Origin of the sequence: Flavobacterium enshiense (genome assembly GCF_022836875.1) — a bacterium.
In the GTDB taxonomy this organism is placed as follows: Bacteria; Bacteroidota; Bacteroidia; order Flavobacteriales; family Flavobacteriaceae; genus Flavobacterium; species Flavobacterium enshiense_A.
Genome location: NZ_CP090376.1, coordinates 2031424 through 2046260 on the forward strand (window position 1 = coordinate 2031424; position 14837 = coordinate 2046260).

12 protein-coding genes and 1 tRNA gene are annotated in these 14837 nt (G+C 35.4%); 6 read left to right on the top strand and 7 right to left on the bottom strand.

From position 1 onward, the window contains the following. Nucleotides 1-28 precede the first annotated feature (28 nt). Genes LZF87_RS08995 through LZF87_RS09010 form a run of 4 tightly spaced genes read left to right on the top strand, consistent with a single transcriptional unit; the run spans nt 29 to nt 8013 of the window. Nucleotides 29-4348, top strand: a complete 4320-nt coding sequence (locus LZF87_RS08995) for a CusA/CzcA family heavy metal efflux RND transporter (RefSeq protein WP_023571593.1) — start codon at nt 29-31, stop codon at nt 4346-4348. 11 nt (nt 4349-4359) lie between these two features. Continuing rightward, nucleotides 4360-5628: an efflux RND transporter periplasmic adaptor subunit gene (locus LZF87_RS09000; RefSeq protein WP_023571592.1), complete on the top strand. Its 1269-nt coding sequence runs from the start codon at nt 4360-4362 to the stop codon at nt 5626-5628. Nucleotides 5629-5644: 16 nt separating this feature from the next. Beyond that, nucleotides 5645-6010 carry a DUF3703 domain-containing protein gene (locus LZF87_RS09005; protein WP_035118369.1) on the top strand — a complete coding sequence of 122 codons (366 nt, stop codon included), beginning with the start codon at nt 5645-5647 and terminating at the stop codon, nt 6008-6010. An 11-nt stretch (nt 6011-6021) separates the two neighbouring features. After that, on the top strand, nt 6022-8013 hold the full coding sequence (locus tag LZF87_RS09010; RefSeq protein ID WP_023571590.1) for a heavy metal translocating P-type ATPase: 1992 nt from the start codon (nt 6022-6024) through the stop codon (nt 8011-8013). Between the two features lie 191 nt (nt 8014-8204). Here the strand turns inward: LZF87_RS09010 and LZF87_RS09015 are convergent, their stop codons facing one another. Continuing rightward, entirely contained in the window at nt 8205-8642 is a 438-nt protein-coding gene (locus LZF87_RS09015; RefSeq protein WP_035118367.1) for a hypothetical protein, read from the bottom strand. A 789-nt stretch (nt 8643-9431) separates the two neighbouring features. On the opposite strand from LZF87_RS09015, the gene LZF87_RS09020 reads away from it, so the two are divergent. Together LZF87_RS09020 and LZF87_RS09025 are read left to right on the top strand one after the other, a co-directional pair. Next, entirely contained in the window at nt 9432-9854 is a 423-nt protein-coding gene (locus LZF87_RS09020) for a DUF6943 family protein (protein WP_023571588.1), read from the top strand. Nucleotides 9855-9881: 27 nt separating this feature from the next. After that, complete coding sequence (locus LZF87_RS09025) at nt 9882-10061, top strand: hypothetical protein (RefSeq protein WP_023571587.1); 180 nt, start codon at nt 9882-9884, stop codon at nt 10059-10061. 93 nt (nt 10062-10154) lie between these two features. Here the strand turns inward: LZF87_RS09025 and LZF87_RS09030 are convergent, their stop codons facing one another. The 6 genes from LZF87_RS09030 to LZF87_RS09060 form a co-directional block, all read right to left on the bottom strand. Further along, nucleotides 10155-10331, bottom strand: a complete 177-nt coding sequence (locus LZF87_RS09030) for a hypothetical protein (protein ID WP_165569388.1) — start codon at nt 10329-10331, stop codon at nt 10155-10157. Continuing rightward, nucleotides 10318-10596 (bottom strand): hypothetical protein, encoded by a 279-nt coding sequence (locus LZF87_RS09035; protein ID WP_023571586.1) that lies wholly within the window; start codon nt 10594-10596, stop codon nt 10318-10320. The genes LZF87_RS09030 and LZF87_RS09035 overlap by 14 nt, the downstream gene beginning before the upstream one ends. Nucleotides 10597-10624: 28 nt before the next feature. Beyond that, nucleotides 10625-11380 carry a hypothetical protein gene (locus tag LZF87_RS09040; protein WP_023571585.1) on the bottom strand — a complete coding sequence of 252 codons (756 nt, stop codon included), beginning with the start codon at nt 11378-11380 and terminating at the stop codon, nt 10625-10627. Nucleotides 11381-11910: 530 nt separating this feature from the next. Next, the gene (locus LZF87_RS09050) at nt 11911-13149 is read right to left on the bottom strand and encodes a site-specific integrase (RefSeq protein WP_023571584.1); all 1239 of its coding nucleotides are present in this window, start codon (nt 13147-13149) and stop codon (nt 11911-11913) included. A gap of 274 nt (nt 13150-13423) precedes the next feature. Next, nucleotides 13424-13505 (bottom strand) — tRNA-Tyr (locus tag LZF87_RS09055). A 159-nt stretch (nt 13506-13664) separates the two neighbouring features. After that, nucleotides 13665-14789, bottom strand: a complete 1125-nt coding sequence (locus LZF87_RS09060; protein ID WP_244338608.1) for a TlpA disulfide reductase family protein — start codon at nt 14787-14789, stop codon at nt 13665-13667. Nucleotides 14790-14837: the final 48 nt, after the last annotated feature.

A 14837-nucleotide genomic window follows, 5' to 3' on the forward strand; every position in this document is an offset into this window, starting at 1 on the left:
TAATTTCTAATTCATTACAATATTTTCAATGTTAGACAAAATAATACAATTCAGTATAAAGAATAAATTCATTATACTATTGCTAACCTTAGTCCTTATAGCGTGGGGTAGCTATTCTATTAAACAATTACCGCTTGATGCTTTGCCTGATGTAACCAATAATCAGGTACAAATTATTACTACTGCGCCCACTCTTGCCAGTCAGGAAGTGGAGCAATTAATTACCTATCCGTTAGAGCAATCCGTTAAAACCATCCCCAAAGTAATTGAGTTACGAAGTATTTCTCGTTTCGGGCTTTCGGTAGTTACGGTTGTTTTCAAAGACGATGTAGATATATATTGGGCAAGGGAACAAATTTTTCAACGATTAAAGCAAGCCGAAGAAAATATACCTGACTATGCTGGTTCGCCTGAATTGGCACCAATTTCAACAGGTCTTGGAGAAATTTATCAGTATGATGTATATGCTAAAAAAGGGTATGAAGATAAGTACGATGCCATCAAATTAAGAACCATTCAAGATTGGATAATTATACCACAATTACAAGGTATTGAAGGCGTTGCTGAAGTGAGCACTTGGGGTGGAAAATTAAAACAATATGAAGTTGCAGTTAATCCAAACACACTCAATAGTTTAGGCGTTACTATCACTGAGATTTTTGATGCGTTAGAAAAAAATAATCAAAATACTGGTGGTGCCTATATTGAAAAAGACCAATACGCTTATTTCATTCGTGGTGTGGGTATGGCAACGGGCATCAAGGATTTAGAAAATGTAGTAGTCAAAAACCGAAATGGTGCTCCTGTTTTAGTGCGTGACGTTGCAACAGTACGTGAAGGTATTGCATTGCGATATGGTGCCTCTACAAAAGACGGTAAAGGAGAAATTGTTTGCGGTTTAGCATTAATGTTAAAAGGCGAAAATTCCAGTGCTGTAGTGGAAAGAGTGAAAGAAAAAATGGTTCAAATCAATAAAACGTTACCTGAAGGAGTAGTTGCCGAAGCCTTTATTGACAGAGGTAAATTAGTAGACAACGCCATAGGAACGGTTACAAAAAATCTATTGGAAGGAGCTTTAATCGTAATTTTTGTACTGATATTATTTTTAGGAAATCTTCGTGCCGGATTAATCGTAGCTTCCGTAATTCCTTTGTCAATGCTTTTTGCAGTAATCCTGATGAATTACTTTGGTGTGAGTGGAAACTTAATGAGTTTAGGTGCAATCGATTTTGGTATCATTGTCGATGGGGCAGTTATTATTGTCGAAGCCACAATGCACCATTTACAAAAACTCAAAAGGCAAAAGGATTTAACCCAATCCGAAATGGATAGCGAGGTATATAAATCTGCTTCAAAAATCAGAAATAGTGCAGCATTTGGGGAAATAATAATTCTTATCGTATATCTGCCAATATTAGCCTTAGTAGGAACAGAAGGTAAAATGTTCAAACCAATGGCAATGACAGTAGGTTTTGCAGTTATTGGAGCATTTATTTTATCATTGACTTATGTGCCAATGATGAGTGCTATGTTCTTATCGAAAAATACTGAGCATAAATCGAATTTTAGCGATAGAATGATGGCGTGGTTCGAGAAGATATATACCCCTTTTTTAGAAAAAGCATTGCAAATTAAAAAATCGGTTTTAGTAATCGCATTAGGATTATTTGCTTTGGCTGTAATAACTTTTCAAAATATGGGTGGCGAATTTATTCCAACCATTGAAGAAGGCGATTTAGCCATTAATGCTACCATTATGACAGGTAGTTCATTAACCCAAATGGTAGAAACAACAACCAAATATGAGAAAATTCTAAAAGCAAAATTCCCAGAAATTAAAACCATCGTTACCAAAATTGGAAGTGGAGAAATCCCAACCGACCCAATGCCAATTGAAAGTGGCGATTTGATTATTGTTTTGAAAGACAAATCTGAGTGGACATCTGCCGATAATTGGGAAGATTTAGCCAATTTGATGAAAGAAGAAATGGAAGCTATTCCTGGGGCGAATATCGAAATTTCACAGCCTATTCAAATGCGTTTTAACGAATTAATGACGGGTAGCCGAAGCGATATAGCCATTAAAATTTTTGGTGACGATTTAGAAGTTTTAGATACAAAAGCCAAAGAATTGATTTCTAAAATAAATAAAATAGAAGGTATTGGCGATTTAAAGGCTGATAAAGTAACCGGACTCCCACAAATAACTGTAAAATACGATTACAATAAAATTGCATTGTATGGTTTAAATATTACTGATGTCAATAAAATTATTCGTTCCTCGTTTGCAGGGGAAAGCGCAGGAAAAATCTATGAAGAGAGTAAGCGTTTTGATGTTGTGGTTAGAATGGATGCAGCCAACAGAAGCGATATTACAGACGTAAGCAATTTGTTTATTCCATTGCCAAATGGTCAGCAAGTACCACTATCCCAAGTGGCTGCCATTAGTTATGAGCAAGGTCCTGTACAAGTTTCTCGTGAAAATGGAAAGCGTAGAATAACAGTTGGGTTAAATGTTCGTGGTCGTGATATAAAAAGTGTGGTAGAAGAAATTCAGCAAAAACTGGAAACCAATTTCAAGCTTCCTGCGGGTTACTATATTACTTATGGCGGACAATTTGAAAATTTGGTTGAAGCCAATAAGCGTCTTTCAATAGCGTTGCCCATTGCATTAGGACTTATCATGGTTTTACTGTTTTTTACATTCAACAGTGTGAAACAGTCCTTGTTAATCTTCACCGCGATTCCTTTATCAGCGATAGGTGGTGTTTTTGCGTTATGGCTTAGAGGAATGCCTTTTAGTATTTCAGCAGGAATTGGATTTATTGCTTTGTTTGGTATTGCCGTTTTAAACGGAATTGTATTGATTTCCTATTTCAATCAACTAAAATCAGAAGGTATAACCGATCCGTTGCAACGTGTATTAATGGGGACAAAAACAAGACTTAGACCTGTGTTAATGACAGCGGCAGTGGCTTCTTTAGGATTTATGCCTATGGCATTATCAACCAGTGGCGGTGCCGAAGTACAAAAACCATTGGCAACAGTAGTTATAGGCGGTTTGTTCTCGGCAACATTACTGACATTAATAGTATTACCAATACTTTATTTATTATTTGAAAACGGAATGAAAATAAGAAAATTTAAAAAAAGACAACCATTTGTAACCCTTTGGTTTCTATTGATTAGCTGTGTAGCATTATCACAAAACAAGCAAACGGTAACTTTAGACCAAGCAATTACCTTAGCCAAGAAAAGCAATATCGATTTAAAAATTGCCGATAAAGAAATTGAAAAACAAACGACGCTTAAAAAAGCGGCATTTCAAGTAGATCCTTTGCAAGTCCAATACCAAGGCGGACAGTTTAATAGTGTTGATTATGACCATAATGTTTCTGTTCAGCAATATTTCCCAATTGGTAAAATCACTAAGGCAAACAGACAATTACAGGAAGAATTGGCAAAATTAGCTGAGAAAAGAAAAGCCTTATCAGAATACGAAATTGAAAAAGCGGTAACATTAGCTTACTATCAATATTTGTATGGTGTTTCCATTCAAAAGTTAAACAACGAATTGAGTGACATTTATATCAAGTTTTTAAAAAATGCTGAACTTCGTTTTCAAACAGGTGAAAGTGGTAATATAGAAGTCATAAGTGCCAAAGCCAAGGTAAAAGAAATTGAAACCCAAAAATTACAGTTGGAATACGATTTGGCGGTGTATCAAAAGCAGTTACAGTATTTTATCCAAACCGATGAAAATATTGTTCCTGATGCCGCAACTCCGTTAAAGTATGAAAAGAATGTTTCAATTGCCGAGGATAAAGTGCAAGGATTGGTAAACGATTATTACACCCAACAAATTTCAGTTTATCAAAAAGAAGCCAATATTTTCAAGGCAATGAGAACACCAAAATTAGGATTAGGTTATTTTGGACAGACCATCGATACAAAATCTTATTTCCAAGGATTTACGGCGGGGCTACAAATTCCACTTTTTGGAGGTGTAAATTCGGCTCGTGCCAAGGCTTCAGAAATAAGTGTGGTACAGGCACAACTGGAATTAGATAAAAGTAAATTAGCTTTAAAACTGCAAAAAGAAGAATTGAAAAGCGAGTTCGATAAACAGAACAAAGCAATGCTGTATTATCAAAATGAAGGATTGCAATACGCAGACCAAATCATAACAACGGCACAAAAAAGTTATGCCAATGGCGATATGAGTTACTGGTCGTACATCAGTTTTTTAAATCAGGCAATCGATATAAAAAAGCAAAATGCCGAAGCGGTAAATGCTTATAATCAAAGCGCTATTCAATTGCAATTCCCATCTTTTAGCAATAATTAATACTCAACAAAATGAAAAATATATTTTTAAAAATAAATTATAATCTGGGTTCGTTCTTCAATCTCTTTGTTCTATTTTCTTTTCTCTTTTTTCTAAATTCTTGTGGCGAGAAGAAAACCGAAGAAGCCCACGAGGAAGAAAAGTCAGAAACCGAAGTAGCGTTGACCGAAGCGCAATTCAAAACCATTGGTATTGTAACGGGTAGTATTGAAATGAAAAATCTTAATACCGTAATTAAAGCTAACGGATATACAGCAGTTCCGCCACAAAATATGGCTAATATTTCAACTTTAATAGGAGGCGTTGTTAAAGATATTTATGTGTTAGAAGGTACATTTGTTGCAAAAGGCAAAACATTGGCAACCATTCAAAATCTTGAAGTTACAGAAATGCAGGAAGATTATAATTCTGCCATTGCTAACATTGAATACCTGCAATTGGAATACAACCGTCAAAAAACATTGAGCGATGAAAATGTAAATCCTCGCAAAACATTTCAGGAAGTAAAGTCAAAATTAGCAGTTGAAAGAGCAAGAGCACAAGCCGCTAAAAATAAACTACAAGCATTACACGTAAGTTTAAGCGGAAGTACTTCACTTATTCCTATTGTTTCTCCAATTAGTGGTTACGTAGGTAAAATAAGCATAACCAAAGGCGCTTTTGCAGAAACAGGAGTGACACTTTTTGAAGTGGTTGACAATAGCCAAATGCATTTGGATTTGAATGTATTTGAAAAAGATTTAGGCAAAATTTCAGTAGGTCAGGAAGTCGATTTTGTTTTAACCAATCAATCCAACAAATCCATCAAAGGGAAAATATTCGGTATTAATAAATCCTTTTCTAATGAAAGTAAGTCGGTAGCCGTACACGCAAAAATTAATCCAAGCGATGCTAAAGATTTAATTTCAGGAATGTATGTAGCTGCTAATATCAATATTACCAATCAAACGGTTCAGGCATTGCCAAAAGATGCCATTGTTAGAAACGGAGATAAATATTTTATTTACATTCAAGAAGAACACAGCGAAGAAGCACCAAAAGCTAAAGTAGAAGAGCATATACACAAAGAAGGCGAAGCCCATTCGGAACACGCAGAAGGCGAAGAAGAAGGACACAATGAAATTCACTTTAAAGCCATTGAAGTAGTTCCTGGCACTACAGATTTAGGTTATACCGAAGTCAAATTGGTTGGGGAAATTCCTGCGGATGCAAAAATAGTAATCAAAGGGGCGTTCTATCTATTAGCAACTTCTAAAGGAGGTGGAGAACACGAACACTAACTAATACTTTAATGTTATGAAAATTAACACAATAATGCCAAGTATTCTAATTCCTTTTTATAAAAAAGAGTTAGAAGCATTCAAGGACAATTTACAGATAGATAACCTAAATATGGCTTGGTATCACTTAGAGCGGGCGCACATTATAGGGCAAAAGTATCCTTATGAGCATTCCTATGTGCATTGGAAAATGTTGCAATTTGGCTTTAAAATAAAAAGTACCAGAGAGGTAATCGGACAAATACCAAGATTACTCATTGGAGGCGTTAAGTCATTTGTAGGTCATATTCCGGTGGGTAATACAGGTGGTTCAAATGTGCCACCATTAAAATCGATGGAAATACCAAAAGACATTCAGGAAATTATCAATGCTAATTCTTAAAATAATCCAATATGGAACATCAGCATAAATACGATGCAACAGGTAAGCAGCTATGCTGCACACTTGAGGATAAAATAAATCACGAAAGCGAGAAGCATTCTGATGACGATGGTCATAATCACGAACATTCGCACGAAAGTACAAGTACTTTTAAAATGTTTGTCCCGGCGATTATAAGCTTTACATTGTTACTTGTGGCAATAGGTTTTGATAATTATTTTACTCAAACTTGGTTTAAGGGTTGGGTGCGAATTGGGTGGTATATTTTAGCTTATATTCCTGTCGGTTTACCGGTAGTAAAAGAAGCCGTAGGAAGTATGCGCAAAGGCGAAATATTTTCAGAGTTTCTATTAATGAGTATTGCAACTATTGGAGCATTTGCTATTGGTGAATACCCCGAAGGTGTTGCGGTAATGCTATTTTATGCCATTGGAGAAATATTCCAAACATTAGCCGTTACAAGAGCAAAATCCAATATTAAATCGTTACTTGACCAGCGACCGGATGAAGTAACCATTCTTGAAAATAAGATGGCTAAAATCATAAAAGCTTCGGAAGCTAAAATTGGAGATATTATTCAGCTTAAAGCAGGGGAGAAATTGGGTTTAGATGGTGAACTGCTTTCTGAAACGGCATCCTTCAACACAGCGGCTTTAACAGGAGAAAGTAAACCCGATACAAAAAGTAAAGGCGAAACAGTTTTAGCGGGAATGATAAATCTGAATACTGTTTCGCAAGTAAAAGTAACCACGGCATATACAGACAGTAAGCTAAGTAAAATTTTAGAATTAGTACAAAATGCCACCGCACAAAAAGCACCTACAGAACTATTCATAAGGAAGTTTGCCAAAATTTATACGCCTATTGTAGTGTTTTTAGCTGTTGCTATTTGTGTTTTGCCAATGCTGTTTGTTGATAATTATGTTTTTAGTGAATGGCTATACAGAGCTCTAGTATTCTTGGTTATTTCGTGCCCTTGCGCTTTAGTAATCAGTATTCCGTTAGGATATTTTGGAGGAATTGGTGCAGCCAGTAAAAACGGAATCCTTTTCAAAGGAAGCAATTTTCTTGATGTAATGGCAACTATTCAGAACGTAGTAATGGACAAAACCGGAACAATGACCGAAGGCGTTTTTAATGTTCAGGAGGTTGTCATTAAGCCAGAATTCGATAAAAATGAAATTTTACGAATGGTCAATGCACTTGAAGGACAAAGTACCCATCCTGTTGCTACAGCTATTCATCAATTTGTTGGAACAATTGATACATCAATAGTTTTGCAAAATACAGAAGAGATATCAGGTCACGGATTAAAAGCCACTGTAAACGGCAAAGAATTATTGGTTGGTAATTTCAAACTGATGGACAAATTTTCTATTTCGTATGATATTGATCCAACAAGTATTGTTTATACTTTAATCGCTATTGCATACGATTCTAAATTTGCGGGATACATTACCATTGCCGATAGTATCAAAGAAGATGCTCAAATTACCATTGAAATGCTCAAATCGTTAGGTGTCAAAACAACAATGTTAAGTGGCGATAAAAATACAGTGGTACAATTTGTAGCTCAAAAACTCGGAATTGTCAATGCCTTTGGCGATTTACTTCCCGAAGACAAGGTAAACAAGGTAAAAGAAATTAAGTCTAAAAAGGAAACCGTCGCTTTTGTTGGTGATGGTGTAAACGATGCTCCGGTAGTAGCTTTAAGTGATGTAGGTATTGCTATGGGAGGATTAGGAAGCGATGCCACCATAGAAACGGCTGATGTAGTGATACAAGACGATAAACCAAGTAAAATTGCAATGGCAATCAATATTGGGAAACAAACTAAAAAAATTGTGTGGCAAAATATTGGATTAGCATTTACCGTAAAAGCGATTGTGCTTATACTCGGTGCAGGAGGTTTAGCCACGATGTGGGAAGCCGTTTTTGCCGATGTAGGTGTGGCTTTATTGGCAATCCTTAATGCGGTTCGGATTCAAAAAATGAAATTTTAAGTGTTAGTTATATTATTCAAATGAAAGAGATGTTTGCTGTAATAAGTAAGCATCTTTTTTTTTGCATAATAGTCATTATCTCATTCAGCTACACAAAAACTGTCTTTAGTCCAAGTATTCCTAAAGTCGGTTCTTTGTTTGCTTCATTTCGCTAATTTCCTTAAGTGTAATTATTAATCGTTTCATTTTTTTTAGAGTAGCTCAATAGAATTATTTTCCAACGCTTTAAAAAAATTACTGTCACAGTTTTTAGTACAAAAACACGTATGCTTCGCAACTTGCGCCAGTAATTTTTTTCCCCAAGCTGTTTTACATAATGCAGTCTTATAGTTCATGCCAGACCTAGTTATTGTATTTTTGGAAAGCCAAGCACTATAAGATGTCATTATGTAAAACAGCCGCGCAGGGTAGTGGCTCCAGGGCAACATTTTTGGCAGCTTCCATCGCACCAACCAGCTACCAAAAACACCGCCCTTCGCCACTACCTTTAACAAGCGCAGTTTTTCAACAGAAATTTTTAGGCTAAATTCATTCCAGAAGAAGTTTCCGTTTCCTGTTTTTAGCTTCTTTGTGTTTAAAGCGGTAGTGTTTGCATTGCCTTTGTAAGCGCTGTAACAATTCCTAAGCAACTTTTCTCTTTAATTCAAGTTAATCCCACCGCAGAAACCAAACAGCACCCACAAAGCCAAATTTTGCCCGCATAAGTATTGTTTCTTTATTTGCCAGTAGCATTGCCATAATTGGTTTCACGCCAGCTCAATGCCTTACAATTCCATAATCACAATTTCTTGTAAACGAAGTTCGGAATATTGTACACCTATAAAGGCATCAAGCCGGCATAAAACCAATCAGAAGACCTTTAGTTGACAAATAAAGAAACAATACCCATGCTTCCGCTACTGCCACCGCACTAGGAGTGGTTTATAGTTATTTTTTGGAGATGCCTTCCATTTTCAGAACAAAAACCTCACTGCATACTGCTAACTGTTCACTGAACACTGCTTTTGGCATCCCCAAAAATCAAGTCCTAAGAAAGAGTTACAAATTTTTGGGCATTTTGAAACGCACTCTGGTTTTACTGACAAGTTTCTTTTATTCAAAATGCCCAAAAATTTCTAACCCTTTCAAGACGATTAGCTCTCAATTCATGAAGATCAGGATTTCAGAAGAAACAATTCGTAATCAAAACAAAAAAGAGAAAAAAAGAAGGCAAAGATTAGTTCCGGTCTTCAAAAAAGCAAGTTCAAACCCTACGGGTTTCTGTAAAAATCTCCACCCATCCGGGTAGTATTTTTCCAGAAAAACTTGCTTTTCTGAACCCCTCCACAGGGGTAGTAGGCTTTCTTTTTTACTCTTTTTTCTTTTGAAAAAAATGTTGTGTAAGGAAGGGACTGAGCATTAAACTAAAATCCGAAGCCATGATAAATTACATCGTTAAAACCCACAGAAAGGACACTATTTACAGCAAACCTCATTTATTTATCCTTAACAAAGGACTTAACAGCGGTAAACCGCAGAAGGAACCATTTACAAATAGTTTTGTACTCATTTTCCAAAACGAAGAAGATTGCGAAAATATCTACTGGGTAACTTTCAGTTTATGGAAATCAAAATTTTGGCATCAATTTTTAATAGGTTCTGTTATTCCTTTTATTCGATTGCAGGAATTTAAAAAAGAGTTATTTCCAAGAGTAACAGAAATTTATGAAGATTACGAACAGCACAAAAAAAACATTCAGGCATTACGCCTTTTGGAATTAAAGGAAAAGCAATTTCACGAAAATATCAATCTTATTAATGATTTGCGTAGAACTATCCTGTACAGGTACTGTAAGCGATAAAGTAAAAGCCAATAACATAACCAGCCTATGACACTATTTATTTTGTACCGAACAGATGTTTGGAAAACCAAATCATCGAGAATTTATTTTGGAATATTCGACAGCAGAATTAAAGCCGTCGATATTGCAAAGTATAACGGATTGTATACTTCAGATGCTGAGGTAGTAATTGAAGAAGTAACGTTAAATCAATTTCAGGAAGGATAGCATACAAAAAAGCCTGATCACGTGACCAGGCTTTCTAATTATCCGGAAAAGGTTACCAATCAAAACCGGATGGTTGCTGAGTACATCGAAGCACTATTTATTTTTGAATTTTGTCAGCCTCTTTAATAGTAACGAGACTGTAAAACTTACAATTGCTCCGACAATTGCCAAAACAATCGTTTTTAAAATATCTTCGGAACTGATATTAGGCACTATACTTAAAACGGTTCCGGCTGCAGTTCCCGCATGGATTGAATTATTTGATTCCATCACGAGGTAAATATTTGTTTTCTTCCTGCAGTCGTTTTACAATTTCCTGCTCACGCTTTGCATCATCATCAACCGTAACCTGACTTACAGCAGATAATACAGTACCAGCAACTGCAGCATAACCAGCTACTGTAACTACAATCGCAGGCAAAGCTACTGGAGCAGCAACAATGCTACCACTTACCGCCAATAATGCTAAACCTACGGTTCTCAAAACTCTGAAAAACTTTGGTGTTGGAGCCTTAGCTCTCTCTACAATGTTCATAAATTCTCTATTTTAAGATTAGACATTATTACAATCCGCTTACAGAAACCAAAGCCAATGGGTTAAAAGCCCCATTTTTCAAAGGGTACATCTGACCATTTACCTGTTGATAGAACTCAATCCCTAATGCTAAAAATAAAGGATGTGTACTATTCGCAGTTACCAAATTCGTTTGACTGATAGCGGCAGTTGCTGTAGTATCCCAAGGCAAAATAGCCGTTTCGGAATGAGCTTCAACAAAAGTTTCTGCTTCAAAATCGATTTCAGTACCCGCAGAAATAATTTTAAAGTGCGTTGTTCCAGTTGGTGCAGCAATCATATTCGATGGTATAAATGAAGCCAAATCAACTTTGATTTCCCCAGTTACTCTATCAATGGTTGCTACAAAAGGAGCAAATAAACTGGTTCCCAACTTTCCTCTAATGTTGAATTCAAAACCTGCCAGCAATTCAGCCTCACCATCGATAACATTTCTTAAACCACGCTCGCTGGTTGTGTCAGCCTGAATAACTTTTACCATTCGCTGCGTCAATCGGCTTACCATTCTACCATCGGCAGAATTTAAAAGCAAACCTCTTAATGATGTTCTCAAAACCTTACCGGCTTTTCCGGCTCTTCCAAACTCAGAACCGTTTTCTCTTGTTCTCTGAAAAGCTGGATCACTCGCAATTCTGCTCGCATCAATTCCGCCTTTTTCTCGAGCCAAATGCCCGTCTTGTGTTTTATAAAAAGTAATATCCCCGATAGTACCTTTTAGTTTAATTATGCCTTTCTGTCTAGCCATAATATTTTAAATAGATTAGATTAATAATTCGTGTTCAAATTCATAAATCTTCATCTTGTTGCAACAATTCCTGAAGGATTTGAGAACAAATATTATAATTAATAAAACACTTTAATTAATCATATTAAACCAAATGACATCAAATGATATAAATGTCCAAACAAAACATAAATGACCATCGAAAACGATTCTAATAATTATCTATTTTAGCTCTTCAAGACAACAAATAGAGTATAGCAAAGCCATATCAAAAGCATAGATAAAGTATGAAATCAGAGCCTAAAAGAGTATGTATTTACCCAAAGGACATACAACGTATTACAGGGAAAAGTTACCGTCAAAGTACAAGACTTCTCCAGAAGATAAAGGAGGGTTTAAATAAGTCCAAAGACAACTTTGTAAGTATTGAAGAGTTCTGTCAATATGCAGGCTTAAAGTATGAAGATATTGAACAGCATATTATTGGCTAAAAGGTATATTAAAGAAATATTCTAGGCGATAAATTTTTAGTAAATCGCCTAGAATATTAATTATGCTTGTTTGGTTTGAAGATTTTGTATTGATAATTTTTGCTTTAGTATAGCCATATCATCGCTCACTCTCTTGTCTACAATCTTAGCATAGTGCTGAGTAGTTCTAAGACTTTTATGACCAAGCATTTTACTTACACTTTCAATTGGCACGCCATTAGTAAGTGTTACAGAGGTTGCAAAAGAGTGTCTAGCCATATGGAAGGTTATTTCTTTTGGAATGCCGCAGACGTCTCCAATTTCTTTTAGATAGCTATTCATCTTCTGATTGCTCAATACTGGCAGAATTCTATCTTCATTTAGGCATTTCGGGTGGTCAGAATACTTCTCTATCAATTCTTCAGCAATAGGGAGTAAGGGAATTTTAGATCTAGTATCTGTCTTTTGCCTGTTTTTGAATATCCATTTATTACCATCGATACCAATCCCTAAATGGTCTTTTCGTAATTGTTGAACATCAATGTAGGCCAAACCGGTGAAGCAGCAGAAAATGAATATGTCCTTAACTAATTCCAGACGCGTATTACTAAATTTCTTATTGTAGATTTTTTGTATTTCTTCTTCGGTTAGAAATTCTTTATCGACTTCAATAACCTTTCCTTCGTATCTGCTAAACGGATTCTTTTCTAACCAGTCATTGTTTAGGCAAATCTTTATAATTTTTCTAAAATTGCGCACATACTTCACGGAAGTGTTATTACTGCAATTTTTTACGCTTCTTAAATAGAATTCGAGTTCGGTAATAAAGCAATGGTCTACTTTATCGATTCGAATATCTGTTACATTGTATTTCCATTGAAGAAAGTTCTGAATATGATTTAAAGTAACCTCAAAGCGCTGTAATGTTCCAGGAGCATATTTCTTACCTAAAAGCTCTTTCATTTTATTATTATGATCTTGGAAAACCGGTATCAACATTCTATGATTCTTATTGTTCTCAAGCAGTATTGATTGGAAATTTTCAATGGATAATTCCTCTTCTTTATGTAGTAATTCCATTTCGGCACTCAAAACCTTAGACCTCATCATATCAAGGTAACTATTAATTGAACGAGCTTCTTCTGTATTACCTTTCATTTTAGCTAGCTCAGAGGACCATTTAGTTTTTTCAATGAATTTTTTAGAACTAAATTCCAGTCGTTGGCCATTTACAGTTAGTCGAACATAAATTGGTAATTTACCGTTAGCATTTACTTTTGTGCTTTTAGCATAAAAATGAAGAGTGATTTTTGTTTTCATAATGGTAACCTTTTAATTATTATTCAATTTAAATTTCTGAGTAATAACAAACAAGATGTACATCATTTGAACCGAATAATGAACAGGCTGATAGTACAGTGTTTGCAAGGCTTAAGTGAATTTAGCGAGACCCTAAATTTGAGATTTTTTCAGGGTCTCGATTTTTCTCCTTAAGATTTAAGATTGAATGAATATTTTAAAAGTACCTAAAAAGCAAAAACCCAGTAAAATCATAAGATTTACTGGGTTTTGATACCGTTTGTTTTTTTATTTGTGGGGAGAGCAGGATTCGAACCTGCGAAGACTTAGTCAGCAGATTTACAGTCTGCCCTCGTTGGCCGCTTGAGTATCTCCCCAGCGCATAATTGTTTATTGCGGTGCAAATATAGGGCTGTTTTTTAAGTATCCAAACTTATTTTAAAGATAATTCATAACTTTTTTTTAATGTGTTGGTTGTGAATAAAATAAAAAAATCTCCCTGAGGAGATTTTTTTATTTTTTGTTTGAAAAGAGAATTATTTAGCTAATAATTCGGCAATTTTTGCTTTCAATTCAGCTCCTCTTAAATCTTTTGCAACGATATTTCCTGAAGCATCAAGAATAAAAGTAGCAGGGATTGATTCAACATTGTATAGTTTTGCGATCGGCTCTTTCCAATGTTTCAAATTTGAAACTTGTGTCCAAGTCAATTTGTCTTTTGCGATAGCCTCTTTCCATTTGTCTGCATCCTGGTCTAATGAAACACCAATGATGTTTAATCCTTTTTCGTGGAATTCATTATATAATGCAACTACGTTAGGGTTTTCTTTGCGGCAAGGAGCACACCAGGAAGCCCAGAAATCAATAATTGTTACTTTACCCAAAGATTCTTTTAAAGAAGTGGTTTTTCCTTCCGGGGTTGGAGCAGCAAAATCTGGAGCAGCAGTACCTGTATTTACTGCTTTTTGACGGTTTACATGTTCATCTACACGTTTTCCGCTTTTAGTTTTTTTGATGTCTGTAGATAAGGAATTGTATAATTTTACAATTTTATCAGACTCTAAAGTTTGTCGCCCAATAAAGTTTTCCAATAAAAGAACCGAAAGGAATGCTGTTGGGTTTTTTTCAACGAATGTTTCAGAAAATTTATCCATATCATTTTGGAAGCCCATGTTTTGCTTTGAAAGCGAATTCATTACAGCTGTGTCTTTTGCTTTTTGAGCATCCATGAATTTTTGCTGGTTGGCTTTTCGGAAAGCTATCATTTTTTTGAAAATAACGCTGGAACCGTCGTTGTATTCCTGGAATTTATCATTATTTGGAGTACCTCCGATTTTAGATTTTTGGATGGTGTCTTTATCTACAGTGATATTGATCTCTCCATTTTCAAGGATAAACGGAACCATATTGTTTAGATCATCAATAACGATAAAACCAATTTCCGGTCCGTCTTTGAATTCTCCTTTAAATTCAAATTTTCCGTTTTCTATTTTTACAGTATCTTTTGAAATGGGCCCTGCTTCATTCTGAATTTGGAGGATAGCCATTTTTCCATTGTCGATACCTTCTGCCTTACCGGTAATCAGGAATTCATTATCTCCAACTTTACTGCATGAAGCTAAAATGGATAATCCGGCCAATAAAAGAAGTTTTTTAGTCATAATTTGATTTTTTAGCATTTGTGAATCGTCAGATTCTTTAGCGTTTAT

Excerpts from the sequence above, each read along its gene's own strand:
- LZF87_RS08995 (WP_023571593.1), top strand. The coding sequence starts at position 29 with ATGTTAGACAAAATAATACAATTCAGTATAAAGAATAAATTCATTATA.
- LZF87_RS09025 (WP_023571587.1), top strand. The coding sequence starts at position 9,882 with ATGACACTATTTATTTTGTACCGAACAGATGTTTGGAAAACCAAATCA.
- LZF87_RS09030 (WP_165569388.1), bottom strand. The coding sequence starts at position 10,331 with ATGGAATCAAATAATTCAATCCATGCGGGAACTGCAGCCGGAACCGTT.
- LZF87_RS09005 (WP_035118369.1), top strand. The coding sequence starts at position 5,645 with ATGAAAATTAACACAATAATGCCAAGTATTCTAATTCCTTTTTATAAA.
- LZF87_RS09010 (WP_023571590.1), top strand. The coding sequence starts at position 6,022 with ATGGAACATCAGCATAAATACGATGCAACAGGTAAGCAGCTATGCTGC.
- LZF87_RS09000 (WP_023571592.1), top strand. The coding sequence starts at position 4,360 with ATGAAAAATATATTTTTAAAAATAAATTATAATCTGGGTTCGTTCTTC.
- LZF87_RS09035 (WP_023571586.1), bottom strand. The coding sequence starts at position 10,596 with ATGAACATTGTAGAGAGAGCTAAGGCTCCAACACCAAAGTTTTTCAGA.
- LZF87_RS09050 (WP_023571584.1), bottom strand. The coding sequence starts at position 13,149 with ATGAAAACAAAAATCACTCTTCATTTTTATGCTAAAAGCACAAAAGTA.
- LZF87_RS09040 (WP_023571585.1), bottom strand. The coding sequence starts at position 11,380 with ATGGCTAGACAGAAAGGCATAATTAAACTAAAAGGTACTATCGGGGAT.
- LZF87_RS09020 (WP_023571588.1), top strand. The coding sequence starts at position 9,432 with ATGATAAATTACATCGTTAAAACCCACAGAAAGGACACTATTTACAGC.
- LZF87_RS09060 (WP_244338608.1), bottom strand. The coding sequence starts at position 14,789 with ATGACTAAAAAACTTCTTTTATTGGCCGGATTATCCATTTTAGCTTCA.